Source organism: Hephaestia mangrovi (assembly GCF_019880555.1).
Lineage (GTDB): Bacteria > Pseudomonadota > Alphaproteobacteria > Sphingomonadales > Sphingomonadaceae > Sphingomonas > Sphingomonas mangrovi.
Genome location: NZ_JAINVU010000003.1, coordinates 550,752 through 576,599 on the forward strand (window position 1 = coordinate 550,752; position 25,848 = coordinate 576,599).

General features: G+C 67.6%; 29 protein-coding genes. 17 read left to right on the top strand and 12 right to left on the bottom strand.

Annotated features, from left to right (window positions below; all coding sequences use genetic code 11):
* The first annotated feature begins 2 nt into the window (after window positions 1-2).
* The 4 genes from prsK to K7G81_RS10015 are packed head-to-tail and all read left to right on the top strand — an operon-like array spanning window position 3 to window position 6,258.
* Window positions 3-2,054, top strand: a complete 2,052-nt coding sequence (gene prsK, locus K7G81_RS10000; RefSeq protein ID WP_223030596.1) for an XrtA/PEP-CTERM system histidine kinase PrsK — start codon at window positions 3-5, stop codon at window positions 2,052-2,054.
* Entirely contained in the window at window positions 2,051-3,406 is a 1,356-nt protein-coding gene (gene prsR / locus K7G81_RS10005; RefSeq protein WP_223030597.1) for a PEP-CTERM-box response regulator transcription factor, read from the top strand. The genes prsK and prsR overlap by 4 nt, the downstream gene beginning before the upstream one ends.
* A complete protein-coding gene (locus K7G81_RS10010; protein WP_223030598.1) occupies window positions 3,390-5,393 on the top strand; it encodes a tetratricopeptide repeat protein in 2,004 nt (667 codons plus the stop codon). The genes prsR and K7G81_RS10010 overlap by 17 nt, the downstream gene beginning before the upstream one ends.
* 52 nt (window positions 5,394-5,445) lie before the next feature.
* A complete protein-coding gene (locus K7G81_RS10015) occupies window positions 5,446-6,258 on the top strand; it encodes an ATP-binding protein (RefSeq protein ID WP_223030599.1) in 813 nt (270 codons plus the stop codon).
* An 8-nt stretch (window positions 6,259-6,266) separates the two neighbouring features.
* Here the strand turns inward: K7G81_RS10015 and K7G81_RS10020 are convergent, their stop codons facing one another.
* Together K7G81_RS10020 and K7G81_RS10025 are read right to left on the bottom strand one after the other, a co-directional pair.
* A complete protein-coding gene (locus tag K7G81_RS10020) occupies window positions 6,267-7,712 on the bottom strand; it encodes a putative ABC exporter domain-containing protein (protein ID WP_369412075.1) in 1,446 nt (481 codons plus the stop codon).
* Between the two features lie 4 nt (window positions 7,713-7,716).
* Window positions 7,717-8,463 carry an ABC transporter ATP-binding protein gene (locus K7G81_RS10025; protein WP_223030600.1) on the bottom strand — a complete coding sequence of 249 codons (747 nt, stop codon included), beginning with the start codon at window positions 8,461-8,463 and terminating at the stop codon, window positions 7,717-7,719.
* A gap of 106 nt (window positions 8,464-8,569) precedes the next feature.
* Between K7G81_RS10025 and K7G81_RS10030 the strand changes: the two genes are divergently transcribed.
* The 6 genes from K7G81_RS10030 (at window position 8,570) to pal (ending at window position 13,028) form a co-directional block, all read left to right on the top strand.
* Window positions 8,570-9,034: a YbgC/FadM family acyl-CoA thioesterase gene (locus K7G81_RS10030; RefSeq protein WP_223030601.1), complete on the top strand. Its 465-nt coding sequence runs from the start codon at window positions 8,570-8,572 to the stop codon at window positions 9,032-9,034.
* The gene (gene tolQ, locus K7G81_RS10035; protein WP_223030602.1) at window positions 9,031-9,723 is read left to right on the top strand and encodes a protein TolQ; all 693 of its coding nucleotides are present in this window, start codon (window positions 9,031-9,033) and stop codon (window positions 9,721-9,723) included. Before K7G81_RS10030 ends, tolQ begins: the two co-directional genes overlap by 4 nt.
* Entirely contained in the window at window positions 9,723-10,160 is a 438-nt protein-coding gene (gene tolR, locus K7G81_RS10040) for a protein TolR (RefSeq protein WP_223030603.1), read from the top strand. The genes tolQ and tolR overlap by 1 nt, the downstream gene beginning before the upstream one ends.
* A 19-nt stretch (window positions 10,161-10,179) precedes the next feature.
* Window positions 10,180-11,019, top strand: coding sequence for a cell envelope integrity protein TolA (gene tolA / locus K7G81_RS10045; protein WP_223030604.1), 840 nt, complete (start codon window positions 10,180-10,182; stop codon window positions 11,017-11,019).
* Window positions 11,020-11,035: 16 nt separating this feature from the next.
* Window positions 11,036-12,421: a Tol-Pal system beta propeller repeat protein TolB gene (gene tolB, locus K7G81_RS10050; protein WP_223030605.1), complete on the top strand. Its 1,386-nt coding sequence runs from the start codon at window positions 11,036-11,038 to the stop codon at window positions 12,419-12,421.
* A gap of 82 nt (window positions 12,422-12,503) precedes the next feature.
* A complete protein-coding gene (gene pal / locus K7G81_RS10055) occupies window positions 12,504-13,028 on the top strand; it encodes a peptidoglycan-associated lipoprotein Pal (RefSeq protein WP_223030606.1) in 525 nt (174 codons plus the stop codon).
* 72 nt (window positions 13,029-13,100) lie between these two features.
* Here the strand turns inward: pal and K7G81_RS10060 are convergent, their stop codons facing one another.
* Together K7G81_RS10060 and ykgO are read right to left on the bottom strand one after the other, a co-directional pair.
* On the bottom strand, window positions 13,101-13,724 hold the full coding sequence (locus K7G81_RS10060) for an HAD family hydrolase (RefSeq protein ID WP_223030607.1): 624 nt from the start codon (window positions 13,722-13,724) through the stop codon (window positions 13,101-13,103).
* An 89-nt stretch (window positions 13,725-13,813) separates the two neighbouring features.
* Complete coding sequence (gene ykgO / locus K7G81_RS10065; RefSeq protein ID WP_003046794.1) at window positions 13,814-13,939, bottom strand: type B 50S ribosomal protein L36; 126 nt, start codon at window positions 13,937-13,939, stop codon at window positions 13,814-13,816.
* 150 nt (window positions 13,940-14,089) lie between these two features.
* Between ykgO and K7G81_RS10070 the strand changes: the two genes are divergently transcribed.
* From K7G81_RS10070 to K7G81_RS10085, 4 genes are all read left to right on the top strand, one after another.
* Window positions 14,090-14,680, top strand: a complete 591-nt coding sequence (locus K7G81_RS10070; RefSeq protein WP_223030608.1) for a DUF4136 domain-containing protein — start codon at window positions 14,090-14,092, stop codon at window positions 14,678-14,680.
* Window positions 14,677-15,795 (top strand): M14 family metallopeptidase, encoded by a 1,119-nt coding sequence (locus K7G81_RS10075; protein WP_223030609.1) that lies wholly within the window; start codon window positions 14,677-14,679, stop codon window positions 15,793-15,795. The genes K7G81_RS10070 and K7G81_RS10075 overlap by 4 nt, the downstream gene beginning before the upstream one ends.
* Window positions 15,792-16,106: a GNAT family N-acetyltransferase gene (locus tag K7G81_RS18020; protein ID WP_369412076.1), complete on the top strand. Its 315-nt coding sequence runs from the start codon at window positions 15,792-15,794 to the stop codon at window positions 16,104-16,106. The genes K7G81_RS10075 and K7G81_RS18020 overlap by 4 nt, the downstream gene beginning before the upstream one ends.
* 1,078 nt (window positions 16,107-17,184) lie before the next feature.
* A complete protein-coding gene (locus K7G81_RS10085; RefSeq protein ID WP_223030610.1) occupies window positions 17,185-17,601 on the top strand; it encodes a VOC family protein in 417 nt (138 codons plus the stop codon).
* Between the two features lie 345 nt (window positions 17,602-17,946).
* Here the strand turns inward: K7G81_RS10085 and hisN are convergent, their stop codons facing one another.
* Complete coding sequence (gene hisN, locus K7G81_RS10090) at window positions 17,947-18,732, bottom strand: histidinol-phosphatase (protein ID WP_223030611.1); 786 nt, start codon at window positions 18,730-18,732, stop codon at window positions 17,947-17,949.
* 105 nt (window positions 18,733-18,837) lie between these two features.
* On the opposite strand from hisN, the gene K7G81_RS10095 reads away from it, so the two are divergent.
* The gene (locus tag K7G81_RS10095) at window positions 18,838-19,389 is read left to right on the top strand and encodes a peroxiredoxin (RefSeq protein WP_439649543.1); all 552 of its coding nucleotides are present in this window, start codon (window positions 18,838-18,840) and stop codon (window positions 19,387-19,389) included.
* A gap of 111 nt (window positions 19,390-19,500) precedes the next feature.
* Entirely contained in the window at window positions 19,501-20,520 is a 1,020-nt protein-coding gene (locus K7G81_RS10100) for a GGDEF domain-containing protein (RefSeq protein ID WP_255586832.1), read from the top strand.
* Window positions 20,521-20,960: 440 nt separating this feature from the next.
* Here the strand turns inward: K7G81_RS10100 and K7G81_RS10105 are convergent, their stop codons facing one another.
* The 7 genes from K7G81_RS10105 to rpmF all read right to left on the bottom strand — a co-directional run bounded on the left by K7G81_RS10105 (window position 20,961) and on the right by rpmF (window position 25,090).
* Window positions 20,961-21,590 (bottom strand): YbhB/YbcL family Raf kinase inhibitor-like protein, encoded by a 630-nt coding sequence (locus K7G81_RS10105; protein WP_223030613.1) that lies wholly within the window; start codon window positions 21,588-21,590, stop codon window positions 20,961-20,963.
* Between the two features lie 46 nt (window positions 21,591-21,636).
* Window positions 21,637-22,143, bottom strand: a complete 507-nt coding sequence (locus K7G81_RS10110) for an Ivy family c-type lysozyme inhibitor (RefSeq protein WP_223030614.1) — start codon at window positions 22,141-22,143, stop codon at window positions 21,637-21,639.
* A complete protein-coding gene (locus K7G81_RS10115; protein ID WP_223030615.1) occupies window positions 22,136-22,489 on the bottom strand; it encodes a MerR family transcriptional regulator in 354 nt (117 codons plus the stop codon). Before K7G81_RS10115 ends, K7G81_RS10110 begins: the two co-directional genes overlap by 8 nt.
* An 8-nt stretch (window positions 22,490-22,497) precedes the next feature.
* Window positions 22,498-22,797: an integration host factor subunit alpha gene (locus K7G81_RS10120; RefSeq protein WP_223030616.1), complete on the bottom strand. Its 300-nt coding sequence runs from the start codon at window positions 22,795-22,797 to the stop codon at window positions 22,498-22,500.
* A gap of 85 nt (window positions 22,798-22,882) precedes the next feature.
* On the bottom strand, window positions 22,883-23,851 hold the full coding sequence (locus K7G81_RS10125) for a beta-ketoacyl-ACP synthase III (RefSeq protein ID WP_223030617.1): 969 nt from the start codon (window positions 23,849-23,851) through the stop codon (window positions 22,883-22,885).
* Window positions 23,848-24,876 (bottom strand): phosphate acyltransferase PlsX, encoded by a 1,029-nt coding sequence (gene plsX / locus K7G81_RS10130; protein ID WP_223030618.1) that lies wholly within the window; start codon window positions 24,874-24,876, stop codon window positions 23,848-23,850. Before plsX ends, K7G81_RS10125 begins: the two co-directional genes overlap by 4 nt.
* A gap of 34 nt (window positions 24,877-24,910) precedes the next feature.
* Window positions 24,911-25,090 carry a 50S ribosomal protein L32 gene (gene rpmF / locus K7G81_RS10135; RefSeq protein WP_223030619.1) on the bottom strand — a complete coding sequence of 60 codons (180 nt, stop codon included), beginning with the start codon at window positions 25,088-25,090 and terminating at the stop codon, window positions 24,911-24,913.
* 188 nt (window positions 25,091-25,278) lie between these two features.
* Between rpmF and K7G81_RS10140 the strand changes: the two genes are divergently transcribed.
* Window positions 25,279-25,719 carry an MAPEG family protein gene (locus K7G81_RS10140; RefSeq protein WP_223030727.1) on the top strand — a complete coding sequence of 147 codons (441 nt, stop codon included), beginning with the start codon at window positions 25,279-25,281 and terminating at the stop codon, window positions 25,717-25,719.
* The last annotated feature ends 129 nt before the right edge of the window (window positions 25,720-25,848 follow it).

Sequence of the window (25,848 nt, forward strand, 5' to 3'; positions counted from 1 at the left end):
CCATGCTGGCGACGCTCACCTTGTGGGGCCATGCGCTTGCGGCGCTGCTGTTCGGCGCGATCGCGCTCAGCCAGGTGCGCCGCGCCGGCGACGCGGTGCCGCAGCTCGCCTTCACCGCCGCGCTTGCCTGCACGGCTTTGTGGGCGCTCGCGGTCGCCGGGATCGGCCCGCGGGAATTGCCGACCACGATCGCCGAAACCGTGTGCGATCTCGCCTGGCTCGCCTTCATGTTCGCGCTTGCCCGCCGCGGCCGCGACGAAAGGCAGGCGCTTGCCGTCACCCTGATTTACGGGGTCGTGCTGGTCATCGCCGTGGCGATGACGACGCTCGACATCGCGCTCGGCGCGTCGCTCGGCCCGGTGAGCCCCGCGCTCGCCACCGCCGCGCTCGTGATGCGGATGATGATCGCGGTCAGCGCGCTGGTGCTGGTCCACCACCTCCATGCCGCGGTCGCGCCGCACAGCCGCCACGGCATCCGCCTCGCGGTCGCCGCGCTGGCGCTGTTCTGGGGCATCGGGCTGACGCTTTACGGCGCTGCCTATTTCTCCGGATCATGGCCGGCGGGCATGGCTGCGGTGCGCGGGCTGGTGCTGGTCGTGCTGGCGCCGGTGTTCGCGCTGGCGGTCCATCGCAACGATGATTGGTCGCTGCGCCTGTCGCGCACCGTCGCTTATCAGTCGCTCTCGCTCGCGGCGGTCGCGCTTTACGTCGCGCTGATGATCGTCGCCACCGGGCTGATCGCCGGGATTGGCGGCAGCCATGCCCGGATCGTGCAGACCGCCTTTGTGTTCGGCGCGACCACCGCGATGCTGACCTTGCTGTCGACGCCCTGGCTGCGCGCCTGGATCAAGGTCAAGCTCGCCAAGCATCTGTTCCGCCATCGCTACGATTATCGGGCCGAATGGGTCCGCTTCACCGATACGCTCGGCCGGCCCGACGATGGCGGCGCCCCGCTTGAACAGCGTATCGTCAAGGCGGTCGCCGACGTTACCGATTCGCCCGCCGGGCTGCTGCTGACGCCCGATGGCGCCGGGCTTGCCGTCACCGGCGCGTGGAACTGGCCGGGCGAGGCGATCGCCGCCGGCGACGAGCCGCTCGCGCGCTACCTCGCCGAGACCGGCCGGATCGTCGAACTCGATCCTCTGCGCACCACCGAGGGCGATGCCGCCGAACGTGCCGTCGTCCCGCTGTGGCTGCTCGATTCGCCCGATGCCTGGGCGCTCGTCCCGCTGACCCATTTCAACGCACTCGCCGGCGTCATCGTCCTCGCCCGCCCGCCGATCGCGCGCGCGCTCGATTGGGAGGATTTCGACCTGCTCAAGATGCTCGGGCGCCAGGCGGCGAGCTATCTCGCCGAGGCGGCGACGCATGCCGTGCTCGCCGAGGCGCGGCGCTTCGACGAGTTCAACCGCCGTTTCGCGTTCATCATCCACGATATCAAGAATCTGGTGAGCCAATTGACCCTGGTCGCGCGCAATGCCGAGCGTCATGCCGACAATCCCGCGTTCCGCGCCGACATGGTCGCGACGCTGGGCGACGCCGCCGACCGCATGAACGCGCTGCTCCAGCGGCTGTCGCAACATCATCGCGGCCGTGCCGAACGCGCGGTGCCGGTCGATCTCGGCGCTTTCGTCGAGAGTCTCGCCACCGCCCGCCGCGCGCAGCATCCGATCGATGTGGTCGGCAGCGCGCCGGCAGCACTCGCCGATCCCGCGCGGCTCGATCAGGTGCTCGGCCATCTCGTCCAGAATGCGATCGAGGCGAGCCCGCCGACGCGCCCCGTCACGCTCGCGCTCGGCAGCCAGGATGGCCGCGCGACGATCGACGTGATCGATCACGGCTGCGGCATGGCGCCGGCCTTCGTCCGCGATCAATTGTTCCGCCCGTTCGTCTCGTCGAAGCCCGGCGGGTTCGGCCTCGGCGCGTTCGAGGCGCGGCAATTGACCGAGGCGATGGGCGGCACGCTCACTGTCGCCAGCCGCGAAGGCGAAGGCACCCGCTTTCGCGTCGCGCTGCCGGTCGCGACAGCCGACGCACTGGGGAAAGCGGCATGAGCGAGAGCATGCGCAAATTGCTCATCGTCGAGGACGATCTTGGCCTGCAGCGCCAGTTGCGCTGGGCCTATGACGGCTATGAGGTGCTGGTCGCCAGCGATCGCGCGGCGGCGATCGATCTGCTGCGCGCCGAGGAGCCCGATGTCGTCACGCTCGATCTCGGCCTGCCGCCCGATCCCGACGGCGTGTCCGAAGGTTTCGCAGCACTCGCCGAAATCCTCGCATTGAAGCCCGATACCAAGGTCATCGTCGCCTCCGGCCACGGCGCCCGGGAAAGCGCGCTCAAGGCGATCGCCGACGGCGCGTGGGATTTCTACCAGAAGCCGATCGATATCGATGCGCTCGGCCTGATCGTCGAGCGCGCCTTCCACGTCCACGCGCTTGAAGCCGAGAACCGTCGGCTCGCCGCGCAGGCGGGCGGCGGATCGGTGCTCGGCGGGATGATTACCGCCGCCCCCGAGATGCTGAAGGTCACGCGCACGATCGAGCGGGTCGCCAATGCCGACGTCTCGGTGATGCTGCTGGGTGCGAGTGGCACCGGGAAGGAACTGCTCGCCCGCGGCCTTCACGATGCCAGCGCGCGGCGGCAGGGCGCGTTCGTCGCGATCAACTGCGCCGCGATCCCCGAGACCCTGCTCGAAAGCGAGCTGTTCGGCCACGAAAAGGGCGCGTTTACCGGCGCGGTCAAGACCACCGAGGGCAAGATCGAGCAGGCGCATGGCGGCACGCTGTTCCTCGACGAGATCGGCGACGTGCCGCTGCCGTTGCAGGTCAAGCTGCTGCGCTTTCTGCAAGAGCGCGTGATCGAGCGGATCGGCGGCCGCAAGCCGATTCCCGTCGATACTCGCATCGTCTGCGCGACGCATCAGGATGTCGACGCGATGGTCGCCGCCGGCAGCTTCCGCGAGGATCTCTATTATCGCCTCGCCGAGATCGTCGTGCGCATTCCCGCGCTCGCCGAGCGGCCGGGCGACGCAGGGCTACTCGCGCGCCATTTCCTCGCCAAATATGCCGCGGCGATGAACCCGCAGGTGACCGGCCTCGCCCCCGACGCGCGCGCCGCGATCGATGCCTGGGGCTGGCCCGGCAACGTCCGCGAGCTCGAAAACCGCATCAAGCGCGCGGTGATCATGGCCGAGGGCAAGAGCGTCACCGCCGCAGACCTCGATCTGGAGGGCGAGGACGACGGCACCGTCATCAATCTCAAGGCCGCGCGCGAGGCCGCCGACCGCAAGGCGATCCGCCACGCGCTGGCGCGCGCCGACGGCAACATCTCCGGCACCGCGCGATTGCTCGGGATCAGCCGCCCGACGCTTTATGACCTGCTCAAGGCTTATGGCCTCCACGGCTGAGCGCCGCCGGACGCGCTGGGTTCGCCGCCGCCGTCGCCGCTGGCGGCTGTCCGCGCCATGGTTCCGACGCGGTGCTCTGGCGCTGATCGCGCTGGCGGCGCTCGCCGCGCTCGTCCTCGGCATTCGCCACTGGCGCGCGATGCCGCACCCGTCGCGCGCGCGCGGCGAGATCGTATCGGCGTTGACGCTGTACCGCGCCGGCAACATGAGCGGCGCCCGCGCGCAGGCCGCAGCCGCGGTGCGCGACAAGCCCGATTGGCCGCTGGCGCATGCCCTGCTCGCCCGGCTCTATCTCGCCGCCGGCAACGGCGCCGCGGCCGAGGCCGAGCTCGATCGCGCCAAATCGACCGGATTCGATCCCGCGCGCCTTCACCAGCTCTACGCCGAAGCATGGCTGCAACAGGACGAGGCCGATCAGGCGATCCCCGAGGCGGATCGCGCACTGCATCGCTACGCCGGTTACGCCGATCGCGTGAAGGCCCGCGCGCTCGCCGCCAGCGGCAATCTGCCGGCCGGCCGCGCGCTGCTCGAAGCGCTGCTCGCCGACGCGCCCGACGCCGCCGCCTGGGCCGATCTCGCCCGCCTGCGCCGCCAGTCGGGCGACATCGCCGGCGCCGACGACGCGATCGGCCGCGCGCTCGCGCTCAGCCGCCGCGATGCCGGCGCGCTGACGCTCAAGGGCGAGCTGGTCCGCGATCGCTACGGCCTCGTCGCCGCGCTGCCGTGGTTCGATGCCGCGCTCAAGGTCGATCCCGGCAATCCCGATACGCTGCTCGCCAAGGCCGCCACGCTCGGCGATCTCGGCCGTTACGGCGCGATGCTCGATGCCAGCCGCCGGGCGCTCGCCGAGCGTCCGAACGATCCGATGGCCTATTATCTCCAGGCAGTGCTCGCCGCGCGCGCCGGCAATGACGATCTCGCTCGTGATCTGCTCGACAAGACCGACGGCGCGCTCGACGACATGCCCGGCGCGCTGTTGCTCGGCGGTGCGCTCGATTTCCGCAACGGCGCCTATCAGCAGGCGGCCGACCAATGGGGCGCGTTGAGCGGCAGCCAGCCCTACAATCTCAGCGCCCGTCGCTTGCTCGGCGCCGCGCTGCTCGCCGGCGGCAGCGCCGACGACGCGCTCGATGCCCTGCGCCCGATCGGGCTGCGCGCCGATGCCGATGCCTATTCGCTCACCCTGATCGCTCGCGCTTTCGAGGCCGAGGGCAAGCGGGATTGGGCCGCGGGCTTCCTCGATCGCGCCGCCAGCCCGTCGCGGCCCTCGTCCGCGCCGTTCGGCACCGACGACGGGGTGACGACGCTGGCCGGCACGGTGAACGCCGCGCCGGGCGATCCGGTCGCCGAGCTTGGCCTGATCCGCGGCTTCCTCGAGGCGGGGCAGGCCGGCGCCGCGCTAGGCCACGCCCGCGCGCTTGCCGCTGCCTCGCCCGGATCGCCCCAGGCGCAGACCGTGCTCGGCGACACCTTATGGGCGCTCGGCCGTTTCCCCGAGGCGACCGCCGCTTATAGCCGCGCCGCCAACCTCGATTTCGACGAACCGGCGATGCTCCGCCTCGTCGAGGCGCTCGATCGCACCGGCCATCGCGATCAGGCGCAGCATGCGCTGGCGCTGTTCCTGTCGCAGAATCCCGCCAACATCGCCGCCCGCCGCCTCGCCGCGAGCTGGCAGCTCGCCGCGCACGACTGGCCGGCGGCGATCGATACGCTGGAGGGGCTGCGCCGCACGATCGGCAACCGCGATGCGGCGATCCTCGGCGAGCTCGCGCTGGCGCATGCCGAAAACGGCGACGCGGCCATCGCCACCCATTATGGCGCCGCGGCCTATCGCCTCGCGCCGATGAACCCGGCGATCGTCGATGCCTATGGCTGGGCGCTCGCCAAGGCCGGCGACCGCGACGGCGCGCGGCAGCTGCTCGTCAAGGCCGCCAGCCTCGCCCCCGGCGATCCCGGCATCGCCGCGCATCTGGCGGCATTGGGCTGACCGGCAGCGACAGCCGTTCCCATCCCCCGCCGAACGGGGTAGGACAGCGATCATGACCGATCCGCTCGCCCGCATCGCCGCCGCGCTCGACCGCCTCGCCCCCCCGCCGCCCGCGCATGCCGATCCGCTCGCGCACCCCGCTTATGTCTGGCGGCAGGGCGCGCTCGTCGCCGCGCGGGATTTCTCGCCGCTGCCGCTCGCGATGCTGCACGGGATCGAGCAGCAGAAGGCAGCACTGCGCGCCAATCTCGAACGGCTAGCCGCCGGCCACGCCGCGCAGGACGTGCTGTTGTGGGGCGCGCGCGGCACCGGCAAGTCGGCGGTGGTCAAGAGCACGATCGCCGCGGTGCAGGCGGCGGGCGGCGCCCTCGCCCTGGTCGAGGCGCCCGGCGACGGGCTCGACGGCCTCTCGGCGCTGTTCGACGCGATCGCCCCGGTCAAGCGTGCCTTCGCCTTGTTCATCGACGATCTCGGCTTCGATGCCGCGGCCGATGCGCGCCAGCTCCGCTCGATGCTGCAGGGCGGCGCCGAGGCACGGCCGAAGAACGTGCGGCTGATCGTCACCTCGAACCGCCGCCACCTGGTGCCGCGCGATATCGCCGAGCAGGAAAGCGCGATCAACCCGCGCGACGCGATCGACGATCACCTCGCGCTCGCCGATCGCTTCGGGCTCAGCCTCGGCTTCCACGTCGTCGATCAGGACGGCTATGTCGATATCGTGCGCACTTATGCCGAGGCCTATGGCCTGCCCTTCGACGCGCAGGAAGCGATCGGCTGGGCGACGCGCCGCGGCAGCCGCTCGGGCCGCGTCGCCTGGCAATATCTCGTCGATCTCGCCGGCCGCGCCGGCAAGGCAATCGAATAAGGGAGAATCTACCCCACGAAATACACTGCAATACCGCTGATCGCGCCGAGCACGATCGTCACCATGAGGGTCAGCAGCCGCGTGACGAACGAGCCGGGGCGCTGGCGGTTGAAATTGCTGCGCGGCGCGGGCTTGCCGAGCTTGAGCTCGATCATCCCGGCCGCCGCGCCGCCCGCGGCGGTGAACAGAATCGCGATCAGCGCCGCGATCGGGCTGATCGTGGCGATCGCGATCGGCACCAGCAACGCGATCGGCGCCGCGATCGCCATCGCCGCGCCCAGCTTGGCGCGATCGATCTCGGCCTTGTCGACCGGCGCGACGGTGATCAGGTCCGGCGCGTCCTCTGCTGACACGGCGAGCCACGCGAAGCTGCCGACCAATTGCCCCGCGATCGTCACGCTGAAGAATGCCAGCCCCGGCGCCAGCGGCAGATGATGATCCGATCGGAAGCCGATCAGCATCAGCGGAATCAGGTAGATCAGCCGCAGCAGGATGCGGAAGGTGAGCGCCGGATCGCGTCGCAGCAGCGTCACTTCCTTGGCCATGATGCTGGCGAACAGCCCGGCGCGGAAATGCCGCGCGATCGCCTTGGTCGAGGCGGTGCGGCGGTTGAGATGCTGCCCGGCATCGGCGACGCCGCGCTCGAACAAGCGGCGGAAGATCAGCCCGGTGACGAGGAACAGCGCCAGCGCACTGCCGAACAGCAGCACGATCGCCACCGGATCGCCGAACGCCGCGCGGCCGGGCAATTGCCCCGCGTAGCTCGCACCGAACCCATCATCGCGCAGCCGCTCGAACAGCGTCTGCCAGCTCGATTGACGGCGATGCTCGCCGGCATTGACGATCTGCGTCGTCAGGAACACCGCACCGCCAAGCAGCGCCGCGGCGACCTGCCCCACGGTGCGCGCCGCGCGCGGACCCGCGATCCGCGCCAGCACCAGCGTGATGGCGAGCCCGAGGCACGCAGCGACCATCGCCACCGCCGCCAGCAGCGGAATCACTCCGAACAGACCGGGATGGCCGAGCGCCGCGACCGGCACCGCGAACGGCAGCAGGAAGATCGCGAAGGTCAGCACGATGGTGCCCGCGATGCCGCACAATTTCGCCATCAGCACGGTGCGCGGCGCGATCGGCGCGGAGAACAGCAGGTCGAGATCGCCCGCTTCGTAGAGCGTGCGCTGGCTGCCGAGCACCGCCTGCGTCGTCATGAAGCTGAACAAGGCGATCGTCGCGGTCAGCACGATCAGCAGCGCCATCGGCGTCGCCGGAATCGGCGTCCCCGCCAGCCCCTTGGCGGTGAGCAGCCCGAACCCGACGATCACTGCGATCACCGCATAGCCGATCCAGCGCGTCGCCGCCTTGGTCTGCCGCGCGCGCAACGCCACGCGCATCTCGTGCGCGAGCAACCAGCCGAACGAGGCCGGCCGCGTATGGCGCATCACCCAGCCGAGCACCGCCTCAGGCCGCCTCGCGCGCCGGCTGGGTCAGCCGGATGAACGTATCCTCCAGCGTCGCCTCGTCCTCGCCGGCCAGCGCGCGCAATTCGGCCAGCGTGCCCTCGGCATGGAGCTTGCCGCCCGCGATGATGCCGATGCGATCGGCCAGCCGCTCGGCGACTTCCAGGATATGCGTGGTGACGATCACCGTGTGCCCGGCATCGGCGTGCGCGCGCAGCACGTCCTTCACCGATCGCGCCATCGCCGCGTCCAGCCCGGTCAGCGGCTCGTCGAGGATCAGCAGTCGCGGCTTGTGGATCAACGCACCGGCGAGCGCGACCTTCTGCTTCATCCCGCGCGAGAAGCCCTCGCAGCGCGCGTCACGCACGTCCCACAATTCCAGCCAGCGCAACAGCCGCTCGGCCTCCGCCGCCGCCTCGCCCGGCGGAATCCGCCACAGCCCGGCGACGAAAGCGAGATATTCGGCCGGGCTCAACTTGTCGTAGATCATCGGCTCGTCGGGCAACCATGCGGTGATCGCCTTGGCCGCATTGGCATCGCGCGCGATGTCGATGCCGTAGATCGCGATGCGGCCGCGATCGGGCGGCGTCAGCCCGACCACCATCCGCAGCGTCGTCGTCTTGCCCGCGCCGTTGGGGCCCAGCAGCGCATAGAGCTGCCCCGGCGCGATCGCGAGATCGAGATCGGTGATCACCGGCTTGTCGAAAGCCTTGCAGACGCCGGTCAGGCGGAGCGCGTCGTCGGTCATCGGTGCATCATGCGAACAAGACACCGCTTCGTCAAAGACATTTCGTTGCGCCGATCGTGCCGGCTTCGGCTTGATCGTCCCATCCGACACGCTAGAGGCGGCAGTGATGGTAAATGCCGACCGACCGACCACCGGCCGCTTCGAAGGGCGCGAGCACCGTTTCGCGCTCCGCGTCTATTTCGAGGACACCGATCTTTCGGGCATCGTCTATCACGCCAATTACCTGCGTTTCATGGAGCGCGCGCGTTCGGACATGCTGCGCTGTGCGGGGATTGATCAGCGCGCCGCGTTCGAGGCCGGGCTCGGCGCTTATGCGGTCAGCGATCTCCACATCCATTATCGCGCGCCGGCCCGGCTCGACGACGATCTGGTCGTCGCCAGCCGGCTCGTCGCGCTCCGCGCCGCGTCCTGCCGCATTCATCAAACAGTCAGCCGCGATCACCTGTTATTGGCCGAGGCCCATGTGACAGCGGCGTTCGTCGCGCCTTCCGGGAAACCGGTTCGGCAACCAAAAGCCTGGATCGACGCTTTTGCAGCGCTGATCGTTCAAGAGGATTCCGACGCCCGATGAATTTTGTCTTCAACACCAACGCGGCGACGCTGTCGCCAATCGCGCTGTTCCTCCAGGCCGACTGGGTGGTGAAGATCGTGATGATCGGCCTGCTGCTCGCCAGCATCTGGACCTGGTCGATCATCTTCAGCTTCTGGCGCAAGCTCGGCCGCACCCGCAAGGCGACCGAGAAGTTCGAGCGCGACTTTTATCGCGCCGAGGATATCGACGCCTTCCACCGGCTGCACAAGGATACCGATCTCGCCGCCGCGCGGGTGTTCACCGCCGGCGTCGCCGAATGGCGGCAATCGACCCGCAACCGCACGGTCGATCGCGCCGGCACGCGCGAGCGGCTGGCGACGACGATGGGCGCGACGGTGGCGAGCGAGATCGATCGGCTGTCGGATCGCCTGAACGTGCTGGCGACGGTCGGCTCGGTGGCGCCGTTCGTCGGCCTGTTCGGCACCGTCTGGGGCATCATGCACAGCTTCACCCAGATCGCACAGTCGCAGAGCACGTCGCTGACCACGGTCGGCCCCGGCATCGCCGAGGCGCTGTTCGCCACCGCGATCGGCCTGTTCGCAGCGATCCCCGCGGTGATCGCCTATAACCGCTTCAGCCACGGCGTGAACAAGATCGAGGCGCGCCTCAACCGCTTCGCCGACGGCTTCCACGCCACGCTGAGCCGGCAGCTGGAGGGCGCCGCCTGATGGCGATGCACCTTCCCTCCGGGCGCGGTCGCGGGCGGCGGGCGCCGATGGCGGAGATCAACGTCACGCCGCTGGTCGACGTGATGCTGGTGCTACTGATCATCTTCATGGTGACGGCGCCGCTGTTGACCTCGGGCGTGCCGGTCAACCTGCCCGACAGCCGCGCCAAGGCGCTCGATCAGGATCAGAAGCCGACCGAGGTGTCGATCGACGACACCGGCGCGATCTTCATCAACAAGGATCCGGTCAGCGAAAGCGATCTGCCCGATCGCTTCGAAGCGATCGCCGCGCAATCGAGCGACGGCAAGCCGCCGCAGATCTTCCTGCGCGCCGATCGCGGGCTCGATTACGGCCGCGTCATGCAGGTGATGGGCGAGCTCAATCGTGCCGGGCTCAATCGCGTCGCGCTGGTCACGGTCGGCAAGGACGAGAAGTGATCGGGGATTCGGCCTGACGATGGATCGCACCGAAAAGACCGGTCTCGGCGTCGCGATTGCAGGGCATGTCGCCCTGTTCGCCTTGCTGTCGTTCAGCCTGATGTGGCGCCAGCCGCCGTCGTTCAGCCATCCGCCGATGGATGTCACCCTGTCGACCGAGGCGGCGATGGAATCGGCCGCGCCGAAGATCACCCAGCAGCCCGCCGAATCGCAGGCGCCCGAGGTCGGTCCGCCCGCCGAAGCCGCGCAATCGACGCCGGTCAAAATGACCAGCGCCGAGCCGCAGCCCGCGCCCCCCAAACCGAAACCGGCGCCGCAACCCAAGCCCGCCGAGGTCAGCAAGCCGCAGCCCGAAAAGAAGCAGCCCGCCGCCAAACCCGAGCCGAAACCGCAGCCGAAGAAATCGAAGGGCGACAGCAAGGCCTCGGACCAGCCGCATGAGCGCGGCTCGCGGCTCGGGCCCAATTTCCTCAAGGGCATCACCGCGGAGAAGTCGGCGAGCACCACCCAGGCGCCGCGCGCCTCGAAGATCGGCGCGCAGGACATCGCCAACATCGCCGGCCTGATCAAGCGCCAGGTCCAGCCGTGCTACGATCTCGGCGCGCTTGCCGGCACCTCGGCGATGAGCATCGTCACCGTGCTGCGGCTGCAATTCCGCCGCGATGGCTCGGTCGCCTCGGCGACGCTCAGCCGCCAGGATGGCGTCAACGGCTCCAATCAGCAATACTCGCAGCAGATGGCGGATTTGAGCCGCCGCGCGGTGCTGCGCTGTTCGCCGCTCAAGGGCCTGCCGCCCGATCTCTACAAGGGCGGCTGGGAAGATATCGAATTCACCTTCAGGCCGAGCGACTTCGGCTGAGACGATGGAGAGAAGGATGCGTTTCGCGACCCTCTGGAAGCTTGTAGCGGCGTTCGCTTTCGCCGCCCCGGCGATGGCGCAGACCGCCACCATGCCGCCGTCCCAGGCCCCGCAGGCGACCGCGCCGGGCCAGAACAACGGGCCGTTGCAGGTCGAGATCACCGGCGGCGCCGGCGCGCCGACGCCGATCGCGATCCCGCCGATGCCGACCACGCAGACGGTCAACACTGCCGCGGGGTCGACCGATGTGCTCGGCCAGAAGCTCGCTGGCGTTATAACTGATGACCTGCGCAATTCGGGCCTGTTCTCGCCGGTCGCGGCGAACCGCCTGCGCGCCGTCACCGTGCCCGAGGTTACCGCGCCCGCGTTCGATTACTGGAGCACGACCGGCGCCCAGGTGCTGGTCGAAGGCTATGTCCGCGCCAATGGCGACGGATCGCTGACCGTCGGCTGCTACCTCTACGACGTCTATGCGAGGACCGAGCTCACCCGTCAGGGCTTCGTCGTCCAGCCCGCCGACTGGCGCCGCGCCGGGCACAAATGCGCCGATACCGTTTATACCCGGCTGACCGGCGAAGGCCCCTATTTCGACAGCCGCGTGGTCTATGTTTCCGAAACCGGGCCCAAGGCGCACCGCATCAAGCGGCTGGCGATCATGGATCAGGACGGGGCCAATCACCGCTTCCTGACCAACGGCCAGTCGATCGTGCTGACCCCGCGCTTCGCGCCGAACCGGCAGTCGATCGTCTATATGAGCTATGCCGACAAGCAGCCGTCGATCTATGTCTACGACATCGGCTCGGGCCGTCAGCGCCTGCTGGTGCGTGGCGATCGCCTCACCTTCGCGCCGCGCTTCTCGCCCGATGGGCGCTATGTGCTGTTCTCGATGGCGGTCGGCGGCAATACCGACATCTATCGCATCTCCGCCTCGGGCGGCGCGCCGCAGCGGCTGACGACCTCGCCGGGAATCGATACCGGCGGCAGCTATTCGCCCGACGGCAGCCGCATCGTATTCGAAAGCGATCGCTCGGGCGCGCAGCAGATCTACGTGATGAACGCCGACGGCTCGAACCAGCACCGCATCAGCTTCGGCGGCGGCCGCTACGCCACCCCGGTGTGGAGCCCGAAGGGAGACCTGATCGCCTTCACGCATATCGGCGGCACCTTCCAGATCGGGGTGATGAGCCCCGATGGCAGCAACGAGAAACTGCTCACCCATGGCTGGCAGGACGAGGGGCCGACCTGGTCGCCCAACGGCCGCGTGATCATGTTCTTCCGCACCACGCAGGGCGGCCGCGGCACCTCGGATCTGTGGTCCGTCGATAAGACCGGTGTTGCCGAACGGCGGATTCCGACACCGCTCGATGGATCCGATCCGGCCTGGGGACCGTTACGCCCCTGACATTGACTCAGCGGCCCCGACCGGCGATGGCTAACGCCGTTGGAGCGGGGCCGTAACAACATCCACTCGAGGAGAAGCGATAATGGCCAAGTTGAAGACCACGCTGATCGCCGCCACCGCTCTTGTCGCGGTTGCCGGCTGTTCCAAGAAACGCCCTGCCGAACTGCCCCCGCCGCCCAGCGAAACGCCGCCGCCGGCGCCCGCGCCGGTCGATAACAGCGGCCAGGTCGGCAACACCGTCGTTCCGGGTTCGGCCGCCGACTTCAAACAGTCGGTGTCGAGCGACACGGTTCATTTCGATACCGACAAGTCGGACATCGATCCGGAAGCGCAGCAGATCCTCGACAGCCAAGCCCAATGGCTGGCCAAATATCCCAATGTGCGGATCACTATCGAGGGTCATTGCGACGAACGCGGCACGCGCGAATACAATCTCGCGCTCGGCGATCGCCGCGCCAATGCCGCGAAGAACTATCTCGCCGAGCGCGGTGTCGATCCGTCGCGGATCAACACGATCAGCTACGGCAAGGAACGCCCGATCGCGCTCGGCTCGGACGAGGCGAGCTGGGCGCAGAACCGTCGCGCGGTGACTGTCGTCATCGAATAATCGCCGGCGCTGCGATTTCGCATGAAGGGCCGGGCTTGCCGAAGCGGCGAGCCCGGCCTTTTTCTTGTCGGATCAGCGCGCGATCGGCAGCCCCAGCGCCGCCAGCTCGGTGCGCAGCGCACGCGCGTCGCTGAAATGGATCGCCGCCATGCCCACCGCTGCGGCGCCGGCGACATTGTCGCGATTATCGTCGATGAACACCGCCTCGTGCGGCGCAAGGCCGAAGCGATCGAGCGCGAGCCGATAGATCGCCGCATCGGGCTTCATCAGCTTCTCGTCGCCCGACACCACGACATCACGAAAGCGATCGAACAGTTGCGCGTGCTTGGCGCGGAACGGCGGCCAGAACTCGCCCGAGAAATTGGTGATCGCATAAAGCGGCACGCCGGCCGCATCGAGCTCGGCTACCAGCTCGTGCATGCCCGGGATCGGCGCCTTGTTGGTATCGTTGAAGCGCGGCTGCCACAACGCGATCAGCGCTTCATGCTCGGGGAATTGCGCGATCAGCTCGGCCGAAGTCTCGGCGAACGGCCGCCCGGCGTCATGCTGGAAATGCCACTCGGTGGTGACGACCTCGCGCAGAAACGCGTCGAGCGCCTGATCGTCATCGATCAGACGCTCGTACAGGAACCGCGGGTCCCAATCGAACAGAACCCGCCCGACGTCGAAAACGACTGCCTTTGCGGGATTCGGCACCGGCCCACTCCCCCACCCGGCCTCCCAGTCAGCCTATCCTAGATGGGAGGCCGGGTGGGGGAGTGGGCCGGTGCGGCAACCAAAAAGACTCAGCCCTGGCGGGCCTTGAAACGCCGGTTCGTCTTGTTGATGACGTAGGTGCGGCCGCGGCGGCGGATCACGCGGTTGTCGCGATGCCGGTCCTTGAGCGACTTCAGGCTATTGCGGATCTTCATGTCGGACGCGCTTCTCGAAAATAAGGGTGTCTGGAAAGCGCGTCCGCCTATAGGGAGAGCAACCACGAGTCAAGGCGTATCCCCTTGCGGAACCTTCCGCGACAAGCGATGCGTAGGGGCAACGGAACGAGCCGGTCGAGAGGTGTAGAGATGCGTACTATCCAGATGATCCTCGCGGCGATGGGCGCGATCGCGCTCACCGGCTGCGCCACAACGCGCCCGGTCGAGGTGACGCGCTTCCATCTCGATCAGCCGATCAGCCGCGGCACGATCGACGTGCAGCCGCTGTCGGGCGCCGGCCCGGCGAGCATCGAGTTCAAGACCTTCGCCGCCGCGGTCCAGAGCCAGTTGCTCGGGCTCGGCTACACCGCCGCCGCGCCGGGCGAAACCGCGCAATATCTCGCCACCGTCAACTTCATGCGCACCTCGCGCGGGACGATCGACGAAGGGCCGCCGGTCACGCTCGGCCTCGGCGTCGGCGGCTTCGGCCGCCATGTCGGCGGCGGTGTCGGCGGCGGCATCGGCATCGGCAAGCATCGCCACAAGGAGCTGATCGCCTCGGAGCTGTCGGTGCGAATCACCGATCGCGCCACCGGCAGCACGATCTGGGAAGGCCGCGCGCAGCTCGACGGCGCGGTCGGCGAGAAGGAAGCCAGCCCCGCAGCGACCGCGTCGCGCCTCGCCGCCGCGCTGTTCAAGGGCTTTCCCGGCGAGTCGGGGCGCACTATCAAGGTTTCATGACCCTCAGCATCACCAGCGCCTTCGATGGCGGCAACATCCATGTCGTCGCCATCGACGGCACCCGTGCGGACCTCGAAATCGTCAAGGATAACGAGTCCGATTTCTACCAATGGTTCTATTTCCGCGTCGCCGGGGCACGCGGCAAGACGATCACCTGCCGCATCCTCAATGCCGGCGGCTCGGCCTATCCCGATGGCTGGCCGGGCTACAAGGCCCGCGTCAGCCATGACCGCGAGACCTGGCGGCTGGCCGATACCAGCTATGCGGGCGGCGTGCTCGAATTCAGCTACGCGTCCGACACAGATTGCGTCTGGTTCGCCTATTTCGCCCCCTATACCACCGAGCGCCACAACCAGCTGATTGCCGATTACGCCGCGATGCCCGGCTTCGCGCATCGCGAGCTGGGCAAGACGCTCGACGGCGAATCGATCGATTGCCTCACCGTCGGCACCGGGCCGAAGCCGGTGTGGCTCTACGCTCGCCAGCATCCCGGCGAGAGCATGGCCGAATGGTGGATGGAAGGCGCGCTGGAAAAGCTCGCGCGCAGCGATGATCCGGTCACGACCGCGCTGCTCGACAAGGCGACCTTCCACCTCGTCCCCAACATGAACCCGGATGGCTCGCGGCGCGGCCATCTGCGCACCAATGCCGCCGGGGTGAACCTCAACCGCGAATGGCACGCGCCCTCGCTGCAACGGAGCCCCGAGGTCTATGTCGTCCGCCGGGCGATGGACGAAACCGGCGTCGTCTTCGCGATGGACGTCCATGGTGACGAGGCGATCCCCGCCAATTTCCTCGCCGGGTTCGAGGGCATTCCCTCGTGGACCGACGCGCTGGGCGACAAATATTATCGCTTCGAACAAGCGCTCGCCGCCAACACGCCCGATTTCCAGACCGAGAAAGGCTATGCCAAATCGGCCGCCGGCAAGGCCAATCTGTCGATGTCGACCAACCAGCTCGCCGAGCGGTTCGGCGCGGTCGGCATGACGCTCGAAATGCCGTTCAAGGACCATGACCCCAATCCCGATGCGGTCCACGGCTGGTCGCCCGAGCGCTGCAAACGCCTCGCCCACGCCTGCCTGGAGACGCTGGCGCAGCAGATCGACGCGCTGTGATCGAGATCCGCGCCGGTGGCCTGGGTGATGCTCGGGTCGAGGCGCTGATCCGCCACCACCGCGACGAGGCGCGATCGACGACGCCGGCGCACAATGCGCACTCGCTCGATTCGTCGGGGTTGAGCGATCCGTCGGTCAGCTTCTTCGCGGCGTGGGAGGGCGAGACCTTGCTCGGCATCGGCGCGATCAAGCAACTCGATGCGGCCCATGCCGAGCTCAAGTCGATGCGCACCGCCCCCGATCATCTCCGCCGCGGTGTCGCCCGGGCGATGCTGGCGCACCTGATCGCCGTCGCCCGCGCCCGCGGCTAGCGCCGCCTCAGCCTCGAAACCGGCACCGCAGCGATGTTCGCGCCCGCCAACGCGATGTACGAAGCCGCCGGCTTCACCGATTGCGACGCCTTCGCCGGCTATCCCCCAAGCGCCCACAATCGATTCATGACGCTGGCGCTCGATTGAGGTGATCGGAGGCGTCGGGTTGGGCTCAATTGCCGACATGAAGTGGCGATTTCCGGCCTGAAGTGGAGAATGTGGAGGCCCTGGCAGCGTTTGGGGGGCTTATGCGCCGGGAACGCGCCTACGAAGCGCCGGGGTCGCCGCATCCACGCGACAGTGGCGCGACACGCGAGCACCGTTTGCGGTCCGCAGCGCGACGGCGACGCGACAGTGTCGCGGCCTTGCCGCACGCCGCGGCGACCGCAACGCGACAGGTTTGCGATCGAACTGATGCAGTTATCAAAGAGCGGTTGGCCAAGGCAATGAGCCGGTGTCTCAGACATTTTCCAACATTGGAAGGGCCGACCGCCCATGCCGCAATGTCGGAAAATCACCCCTTCAGGCCAATCGCCGCATTTTTGAAGGTCGATCCGGCCCGGCGCGCCATGCGATGAGCCCCGAGCGTGTCGAAGGGCCGTTCTGATTCTTCCGTGCTGGCGCTCGATTGAGGCGATCGGAGGCGTCGGATGACACCCCGCTTGCGGATAAGCTACCCTCTTTTCGATCGTACCGAAGGCGGTCATATTGCCGCAATGACAGGTCCGCCAAAACGGAAGCGCATATCGAAATTGGGCAGGCTTGTTTGGCCGTCCCTAACTGCTCTGTTCATAGCTGGGATCGCTTGGGAACTTTGCGCTGGTGCCGCTTATCATAGGACTGGCGGATCTTCTGCGCGGGTAAGCCACCCCGGTCTATTCTGGTCTGAGATTGCTTTTCAGATTGTCATAACGCTGCTTTGTGCCAGCGTCGCTTATCGGGCGCTTCGATCGACAAGCGATCGATGAGAAATTGGGCTCAGCGTCCGCTCAGCACGATAATCGACCATCCAAAAACGACCCCCCGGCCCGCGCCCGTTGCGCTATCATCGCGCCTTCATCGACTCGGGAGGCCGATCATGCCCGATACCAATCCCAACGCCACGCTCACCGGCGTCACCCCGCATTTGATGATCGCCGACAACCGCGCGCAAGAGGCAATCGCCTTCTACGCCAAGGCGTTCGGCGCGACCGAAGTCGCGCGCTCGCCGGCGCAGGACGGCAAGCGGCTGATGCACGCGCACCTCGCGATCAACGGCGGCGCGGTGCTGTTGCACGACGATTTCCCGGAGATGACCGGCCACAAGGCGCCGCCGCCCAGCGGCACCGTGCTCCACCTCCAGGTGCCCGACGCCGATGCCGCATGGGACAAGGCGCTCGCCGCCGGTGCTACCGTCAGGTTTCCGATCGCCGACCAGTTCTGGGGCGATCGCTACGGCCAGCTCGACGACCCGTTCGGCCACACCTGGTCGATCGCCGGACCGCTGAAGGGATAGCCATCCAAACCTGGAGTTCGCGTCACAAGTGCCGTCATGCTGAACTTGTTTCATCATCCATGGTGCAACGCCAACCGGCCTGTCTGGCGGTGATGGAACGCCATGGATCTCAAAACAAATCCGCCGGTGACGATCGGCCGCGATGCCGGGGACTTTACTGCCCGCGGATAACACGCCGAAAGAAACCATTTTCCTACACGGCCGCGATCTGCTTCAAGATCGTGGATGGCCGGCTTTGCCCTTTCGACACGCTTTCGCGCGCTGACGCGACACGGTCGCGACAGCGAAGCGACGGGACCTGCTGGATCGAGTCAATCTGGTCAACTTCGCGCGCCGATCGCGCGGTTATCCGTGCCCGCGGCAGGCCAGCGCGTCGATGATCTCCTCGACCCGCGCCGGGTCTCCCGCGGCAATCACTTCGCCCTTCGAATCGGCGGTCAGCGGCTCGCCCTGCCAATCGCACATCCGCCCGCCCGCGCCCTCGACCACCGGCACCAGCGCGGCGAAATCATGGAGCTTGAGCCCGGCCTCGACCACCACGTCGAGATGGCCGGAGGCGAGGCAGCCGTAATTGTAGCAATCGCCGCCCAGCACGGTCGAGCGAACCGCCGCGTCGAGATGCTCGAAGGCGTGCAGTTGCGCATCGTCGAACAGCGCCGGAGAGGTCGTCGCCAGCAGCGCCTCGTCGAGCGCGCGGCAGCGTCGCGTCGTCGCGGGCGCGCCATTGAACAGCGTCTCGCGGCCGATCACGCCCAGCCAGCGCTCGCCGATGATCGGCTGGTCGATCACCCCGACCATCGGCCATTGATCGATCAGCAAGGCGATCAGCGTGCCGAAGATCGGGCGGCCGGAAATGAACGCGCGCGTGCCGTCGATCGGATCGAGCACCCAGGTCCGGCCGCTCGTCCCCTCGTGGATGCCGAATTCCTCGCCCTGGATGCCGTCGTCGGGCCGTTCGGCGCGGATCAGCGCGCGCATCGCCTGCTCGGCAGCGCGATCGGCCAGCGTCACCGGCGATTGATCGGGCTTGGTCTCGAGCCCGTGATCGGCGCGAAAATAGGGGCGGATCGCCGCGCCTGCCGCATCGGCGAGACGGTCGGCGAAATCGATATCGGCTTGGTCGATGCGCATCACCGCGCCCCTAGCGGTTGCCGCGCCCCGGCGCCAGTCCGCCCGCGTCGAACCGCTGGCGTCCGCCGGGCCGGTGCAGTATCGGATAGCCGAGGGAGACAGATGATGCGCATGATCACGATTGCCGCCGGCCTCGCCATGGTGCTCGCCGCGCCGGCGCTGGCAACGCTCAAGCCCGGCGCCACGGCGCCCGATTTCAGCACGCGCGGCGCGGTCGCCGGCAGAGTCATCAGCATTCACCTTGCCGATCAGCTCAAGAAAGGCCCGGTGGTGCTCTATTTCTTTCCGGCCGCCTTCACCTCGGGCTGCAATGCCGAGGCGCATGCCTTCGCCGAGGAGATCGACGCGTTCAAGGCTGCCGGCGCGACGGTGATCGGCATGTCGGCGGATAATGTGCCGACGCTGGCCAAATTCTCGACCCAGAAATGCGCCGGCAAGTTCGCCGTGGCGAGCGCCGGCCCGCGCGTCGTCGCGGCCTATGACGTCGATTACGGCAAGCTGGTGCCGATCAACGGCTCGGCGCCGCGCCAGATCACCACGCGCACCTCATATGTGATCGCGCCCGATGGCCACATCGCGTACGTCCATAGCGATCCCGATCCGGCCGGGCACATTTCCGGCACGCTGGCCGCAGTCAAGCAATTGACGCACAAGTAAATCGTAACATGGTTACTGGATGTTAGCAGTGTATCCGCTACGTTCGGGGGGATGAACGCACCATGGCGCCACCGGCAATGGCCGGGGCGGCAACGGCAGGAGCGGTTGGGGATGGCCGGTTCCGGTACGACGATGATGCAGGAAGCGGAGGAAACGACGCGCCGGCTGATGGCCCGCGTCACCGATTTCCTGTGCGCCCACCATCTGCCGCCCAGCCCGGCCAATTATGCCTTCGCCTATCAGCTCGTCAGCAATCCGGACGGCATGCTCGCCAGGGCGGTGGCGACGATCGCCGATGGCGGGGTGCGGCTGACCCAGGCCGATCTCGATCGCATCGGCGGACCGGGCGCCGCCGATGCCGATGCCGCGCGCCAGGTCGCGCACAACCAGGCGCTGGTCGCGCGCACCCACGATCAGGTGCTCGGCTTCGAGACGATGGTGCGTGAGATACGCGACGAAACCGGGCAATTCGGCGACGACCTCGCCGCCGGCGCCGCCGCGATGCGCAACGCCGGCTCGGTGCGAATCGACGAGGTGGTCGAGATCGCCGGGGCGATGGTCAACCGTGTCCGCTCAGCCGAGCGCCGGCTTGCCGCGGCGACCAGCGAGGCGAGCGAGCTGCGCCAGAAATTGCAGGAAGCCCGCGACAATGCCCGCCGCGACCCGCTGACCGCGCTGCCCAACCGCCGCGCGCTCGAGGAAAGCTACACCACCGCCGCCGCGTCCCGCGAGGCAATGTGCTTCGCGGTGTGCGACATCGACAGTTTCAAGAGCTTCAACGATACGTTCGGCCACCTTGTCGGAGATCGCGTGCTCAAGGCGATCGCCGATCTGCTCGCCGATCATTGCGCCGGCCATCTCGTCGCGCGCTACGGCGGCGAGGAATTCGCCGTGCTGTTCTCCGGCATCGCGCTCGACGAGGCGCTTGCGCTGCTCGACCGCGCCCGCGCCGCGGTGGCCGGCAAGCGCTATCGGCTGCGCGAGACCAATGCCCCGCTCGGCGCGATCACCTTTTCCGCCGGGGTCACCGCCGCGGCGCCGGGCGAGCCGCTGACCGACGTGTTCGAGCGCGCTGATCGCTTGCTCTACGCGGCCAAGGCCGATGGCCGGAACTGCCTGAAAGCCGGTTAGGATAATGCGCCACTAGGTGGCATATTTACCGCTGATGAATGGCGTAAAATCCGCATTCTTCTATCGGACAAAATTAAAGTCGTTTGAAAACAATAATATAAGAAATTGGCACGCTCCCTGCAAAACTACGGGCATCGGCATTCGGATGGTCCGGACGCCGCAGATTGATAGGGAGATATTCTAATGTTCGCTCATTTCGACGCCGCTCAGCGCACCGCCACTTCGGTGGTTGCCGCCGTCATGTTCGCCGCGGTGCTGGTTGCCGCCGCCGTCCCCGTGATCCCGGTCGCCTGATCGGGATCGCCCCTTACAGTCAGGAATTTCATCATGGCTCGCAGCTTCGCCCTCGGCCTCGCCGCCTTCGCCACCACCGCCCTGATTCTCGCCGGCCAGAGCGCCGCGTTCGGCATCAGCCTGTTCGGCTGAGCCCAGGCGGCGGCTCAGGCAGGTCTCAGCACCGCCGCTCCGCCGCGCGCGCCCGGGGTCAGTTCACCCCGCGAATAACAACCGATCAGCAGGCCGGCCGCCAGAACGTGCCCGCTCATCGCCTTGATCAGCGCCGATCGCCGCGGTGTCTCGCCCGGATCCGCGACCTCGGCATCGAGCGCAAACAGTTGAAACACATAGCGATGCTCGCCATGCCCGGTCGGCGGATCGGGGGGCAGCCATCCCTCGCGCCGCAGCGAGTTGCGGCCGACATCGCGCCCGTTCGCCGCCCCCGCGCCGTCGGCGACGATGGCCCCTTCCTCGATGCGGCGCTCATCAGCGGGCAGGCCCCACAGGATGGCGTGGACCAATGGCGCCGGCGTTGGCGCGTCGGCATCCTCGACCAGCAGGACCAGCTTCGACGTTCCCTCGGGGACATTGCCCCAGACCAGCGGCGGCGACACGCCCGCGCCATCGGCGGTAAACCGCGGCGGCAAGCGCGCGCCATCGGCAAAGGCCGGGCTCATCAGTTCGATCGCATCGAACCGGCCGCCGAGCGCGGGCTGGACGATCGCCAGCTTGTCGGCGCCGGCACGCATGCCCTTCATCGCGGCGCCGAGCCAGCGCGGCACATGTTCGAGCATGACGGCTCCTAGAAATCCAACATCATCAACAAGAGAATGGCCGAGCTCAGCTGCTCGGGCAATCGCCGTCGCGCATTTCAACACGATCAGGTGCGAGATACCAACGCGACCGCGCCCGCATCGTTGCCGCATCGTGATAACAAACCGAGGGATCGGACCCATCCGGCGCGATCGACACCGTCCAATCGTGATCGCCGCAATTGTGCGTCTCGCACCCCCAGGCAATGAGCTTGCCCGCCTGCGGCGCGACCGGGGTTCCCGGTCCATCGCCGCCGAGCACGAGCGCCCTTATCCGACCATCGGACACCAGCCGATCCACCGCTGCGATGACCGAAGGCTGATCGAGGAAGCTGGTGCCATTCACTTTGTCGAATGGATAGTGCCCCACATAGGCGCTCAGCGTCGCAAATGCCCCGGCATCGGGAGAGTGCGGGGCAGCGACGCGATTCGCCTCGGGCGTCGGCGATATCCGATTGTCGGTGCGTGGCGCATGGCAGGCAGCGAGCAGCGCCAGCCCGGCCAGCGCCGCGATCACGCCGAGGCGATCAGCCACGATCGTCGGCGAGAGCGCGCGCGATGATGGTGCGGACGGCCTGTAACGAGGCAAGCAGCGAGCCTTCGTCGGCTACAGTCTCTCCCGGTGACCGCGTTTCGCTGGCGAGGAGCTTCTGAACCCCGCGAATCGTATAGCCGTCGCGATTGAGCAGATGGTCGATGCGCCGGATCAGCGCGACGTCATCGGGCCGATAATAGCGCCTGTTTCCGGCGCGCTGCAGCGGCCGAAGCTCGGAAAAGCGCGTTTCCCAATAGCGCAGGACATGCTGCGCAAGGCCAGTCTCTTCCGCGACCTCCCCGATCGTGCGGAAGGCACTCGCGTCCTTGCCGCCCGCATCCGTCATCGGTCGCCTCAGTCAGCCTCGACGATGCGGTCCCGCATCATCTGGCTGGCGCGGAACGTGAGCACGCGGCGCGGCGCGATCGGCACTTCGACGCCGGTCTTCGGATTGCGGCCGATCCGTTCCCCCTTGTCGCGCAGGACAAAGGTGCCGAAACCCGAAATCTTGACGTTCTCGCCCTTGGCCAGCGCATCGGACATATGGCCGAGAACCTGCTCGACGAGATCCGCGGACTCGGCGCGCGACAGCCCCACCTTGCGGTGCAGCGATTCGGCCAGATCAGCCCGCGTCAATGTCCCGGCAGTCGCCATGCGATCCCTTTCCGTGCAAAAGCTGTCATAGAAGTAACACAATGCAGGCCAAGCACAAAGACCCTTTAGGGCCGTCGCGGCCGTATCAAAATCGAACGGCTGCCGCTCCCCAAGTGAAGCCGCCGCCCATCGCTTCCAGAACGACGAGATCGCCTTGTTCGATCCGTCCGTCGCGAACCGCCGTGTCGAGCGCGAGGGGGACGGAGGCGGCCGAGGTGTTGGCATGCTGATCGACGGTGACGACGACCTTGTCGGCGCCGAGCCCGAGCTTGCGCGCGGTCGCATCGAGGATGCGGGCGTTGGCCTGATGCGGCACGACCCAATCGATGTCGGCGACCGACAGGCCGGCGGCGGCAAGCGTTTCCTCGAGCACCGTGGCGAGATTGACCACGGCATGGCGGAACACCTCGCGCCCCCTCATGCGGACCTTGCCGACCGTGCCGGTGGTGGAGGGCCCACCATCGACATAGAGCAGTTCGTTGTGGCGCCCATCGGCGTGCAGCCGGGTGGCGAGCACGCCGCGTCCATGCTGCACGTCGCTTTCCTGCGCCTCGATCACGATCGCACCGGCGCCGTCGCCGAACAGGACGCAGGTGGCGCGATCTTCCCAGTCGAGGATGCGGCTGAACGTCTCCGAGCCGATCACCAGCGCGCGCCGAGCGGAGCCCGCGCGAATCATGCTGTCGGCCACCTGCACGGCATAGAGAAAGCCCGAACAGACCGCCGCGACATCGAACGCGACGCAATCGTCGATGCCGAGCAGGTGCTGAACCTTGGTGGCCGACGACGGAAAGGTCTGGTCCGGCGTCGCCGTGGCGAGCACGATCAGATCAATGTCCCGCGCAACCACGCCGGCCGCTGCCAGTGCCGCCTTGGCCGCGTCCGCACCGAGCGTCGCGGTGGTTTCTTCGGGCCCCGCGATGTGACGGAAGCGGATGCCGGTGCGCTCGACGATCCACTCATCAGACGTATCGACGGTTTCGGCGAGTTCGGCATTGGACACACGGCGCGCCGGCAAGGCCGAACCGGTTCCGGTGATGACGGCGCGAATCATGCAGCGGCCCTGACATTGGCGAGATCGGCAATGATCTTCTCGGTCAACGAATCGCGGACCATCTTGGCTGCATGGCCGATCGCGGTGGCGACACCAAGCTCATTGGCGCCGCCATGGCTCTTTACCACCAGACCATTGAGGCCGAGGAAAACCGCGCCGTTGTGATTGTTGGGATCGAGATGGTGACGCAGCAAATCAGTCGCCGGCCGGGAAATCAGGAAGCCGAGCTTCGAGCGCGTCGAGCTCTGGAACGCGCGGCGCAGCAGATCGGCGACGAAACGCGCGGTGCCCTCGGCGGTCTTGAGTGCGATATTGCCCGAAAAGCCGTCGCACACGATCACGTCGACATCGCCGCGCGACAGACGGTCGCCCTCGACGAAGCCGGTGAAATCGAGCGGCAGGTGATCGGCCGCGCGCAGCGTGGCGGCGGCATCGCGAATGATGTCCGTGCCCTTCTGATCCTCTGTGCCGATGTTGAGCAGCGCGACGCGAGGGCTGGCGAGATCCATCGTCGTGCGCGCATAAGCCGCGCCCATCACCGCGAACTGGACGAGATTGCGCGCATCGCATTCGGTATTGGCACCGAGATCGAGCACCACGACGTCATTATCGCCGAGAGTCGGCAGCATCGCGGCAAGCGCGGGGCGATCGATCCCCGGCATCGTGCGCAGCGCGAGCTTGGCCATCGCCATCAGCGCGCCGGTGTTGCCCGACGAAACGGCGGCGCCGGCGCGGCCCTGCTTGACCATATCGATGGCGACACCCATCGAGGTCGACTTGGCTCGGCGGATCGCCTGGCTCGGCTTGTCGCTCGACCCGACCACGTCGGGCGCATGGACGATTTCCGAATGCGCGGTGAGATTGGGGTGGGTCTTGAGCCCGTCGCGAATCGCCGGCTCATTGCCGACGAGGATGAACTTCATCCCCTCGAACCGACGGCGCGCGCGCGCAACGCCAGCGAGCATCACCTCCAGCCCTTCGTCACCGCCCATGGCATCGACGGCGATCCGGGAGCTGTCTGGCACGCGCGCTGGTCTCCGCTGCTTCAGATCGGGCTTATCAGCCCTCGACCGAGACGATCTCGCGGCCGTTATAATGGCCGCACGCCGGGCACAAATTGTGCGGGCGCTTCAGCTCGCCGCAGTTCGGGCATTCCTGGAACGCCTCGACCTTCAACGAATCATGGGCCCGGCGCATGCCGCGCTTGGAGGGCGAAGTCTTTCTCTTAGGGACGGCCATTTCGGCACCTTGCCTTCACTATAAATCTGGATCAGGACCGCGTTAGGCCCGGTCGGCTCAAGACGCAACCGGCGGCGTTCGGGGCCGCGGAAGGGCTCGAGCGGCCGGACGCTTCGCGAAGGGGCGCGCTATAGCGGTTTTCGCAGCGGTTGCAAGGCCGCAGACATGATCGAGGGAGAGGACGCATGATGGGACTGGCCGAATTGCCGATCACGCTGGTGACGGCGGGGGGCGCGGCGCTCATCAACGTGTGGCTCGCGTTCCGCATCGGGCAGGCACGCCGCGCCTCGGGCGTGTTCGTCGGCGACGGCGGCGACGAAAGGCTGGTGCGGCGGATGCGGGCCCAGGCCAATTTCGTCGAATATGCGCCCTTCATCCTGATCCTGATCGGGCTGATCGAGCTGACCGAAGGGCCGTCGCTGTGGCTGTGGATCGCCAGCGTCGCTTTCCTGATCGCCCGCGTGCTGCATCCGTTCGGCATGGACGGCGTGCGGTGGTGCCGGATGACCGGCGCTTCGGTGACCGTGCTGCTGCTCGCCGGGCTGGGGCTCTATGCGGTGATCACCCCGCTGACCGAGGGTGCCGGCGGCCAGCCGCACACGATCGAGGTCGGGCCGCCGCAGGGCTGAAAACGGCCGAAACAAGGCGAAGGTCACGGAAGGTCACACCGCTACGCGCGAGGCATCGCTTCCGGCAGGCGCGAGCGATCGACGATTCAAGGAGCGGGTGGAACGTTAGCAGAACGCAGCCGTGTAGGA

Coding starts and splice junctions, on each gene's coding strand:
- K7G81_RS10010 (WP_223030598.1), top strand. CDS start 3,390: ATGGCCTCCACGGCTGAGCGCCGCCGGACGCGCTGGGTTCGCCGCCGC.
- K7G81_RS10070 (WP_223030608.1), top strand. CDS start 14,090: ATGCGTACTATCCAGATGATCCTCGCGGCGATGGGCGCGATCGCGCTC.
- K7G81_RS10105 (WP_223030613.1), bottom strand. CDS start 21,590: ATGCTCGAACATGTGCCGCGCTGGCTCGGCGCCGCGATGAAGGGCATG.
- K7G81_RS10115 (WP_223030615.1), bottom strand. CDS start 22,489: ATGACGGATGCGGGCGGCAAGGACGCGAGTGCCTTCCGCACGATCGGG.
- K7G81_RS10140 (WP_223030727.1), top strand. CDS start 25,279: ATGGGACTGGCCGAATTGCCGATCACGCTGGTGACGGCGGGGGGCGCG.
- K7G81_RS10120 (WP_223030616.1), bottom strand. CDS start 22,797: ATGGCGACTGCCGGGACATTGACGCGGGCTGATCTGGCCGAATCGCTG.
- tolQ (WP_223030602.1), top strand. CDS start 9,031: ATGAATTTTGTCTTCAACACCAACGCGGCGACGCTGTCGCCAATCGCG.
- K7G81_RS10085 (WP_223030610.1), top strand. CDS start 17,185: ATGCCCGATACCAATCCCAACGCCACGCTCACCGGCGTCACCCCGCAT.
- K7G81_RS10095 (WP_439649543.1), top strand. CDS start 18,838: ATGCGCATGATCACGATTGCCGCCGGCCTCGCCATGGTGCTCGCCGCG.
- pal (WP_223030606.1), top strand. CDS start 12,504: ATGGCCAAGTTGAAGACCACGCTGATCGCCGCCACCGCTCTTGTCGCG.
- K7G81_RS10075 (WP_223030609.1), top strand. CDS start 14,677: ATGACCCTCAGCATCACCAGCGCCTTCGATGGCGGCAACATCCATGTC.
- K7G81_RS10015 (WP_223030599.1), top strand. CDS start 5,446: ATGACCGATCCGCTCGCCCGCATCGCCGCCGCGCTCGACCGCCTCGCC.
- tolA (WP_223030604.1), top strand. CDS start 10,180: ATGGATCGCACCGAAAAGACCGGTCTCGGCGTCGCGATTGCAGGGCAT.
- hisN (WP_223030611.1), bottom strand. CDS start 18,732: ATGCGCATCGACCAAGCCGATATCGATTTCGCCGACCGTCTCGCCGAT.
- ykgO (WP_003046794.1), bottom strand. CDS start 13,939: ATGAAGATCCGCAATAGCCTGAAGTCGCTCAAGGACCGGCATCGCGAC.
- tolR (WP_223030603.1), top strand. CDS start 9,723: ATGGCGATGCACCTTCCCTCCGGGCGCGGTCGCGGGCGGCGGGCGCCG.
- prsK (WP_223030596.1), top strand. CDS start 3: ATGCTGGCGACGCTCACCTTGTGGGGCCATGCGCTTGCGGCGCTGCTG.
- tolB (WP_223030605.1), top strand. CDS start 11,036: ATGCGTTTCGCGACCCTCTGGAAGCTTGTAGCGGCGTTCGCTTTCGCC.
- K7G81_RS10025 (WP_223030600.1), bottom strand. CDS start 8,463: ATGACCGACGACGCGCTCCGCCTGACCGGCGTCTGCAAGGCTTTCGAC.
- K7G81_RS10030 (WP_223030601.1), top strand. CDS start 8,570: ATGGTAAATGCCGACCGACCGACCACCGGCCGCTTCGAAGGGCGCGAG.
- K7G81_RS10125 (WP_223030617.1), bottom strand. CDS start 23,851: ATGATTCGCGCCGTCATCACCGGAACCGGTTCGGCCTTGCCGGCGCGC.
- K7G81_RS10100 (WP_255586832.1), top strand. CDS start 19,501: ATGGCCGGTTCCGGTACGACGATGATGCAGGAAGCGGAGGAAACGACG.
- rpmF (WP_223030619.1), bottom strand. CDS start 25,090: ATGGCCGTCCCTAAGAGAAAGACTTCGCCCTCCAAGCGCGGCATGCGC.
- prsR (WP_223030597.1), top strand. CDS start 2,051: ATGAGCGAGAGCATGCGCAAATTGCTCATCGTCGAGGACGATCTTGGC.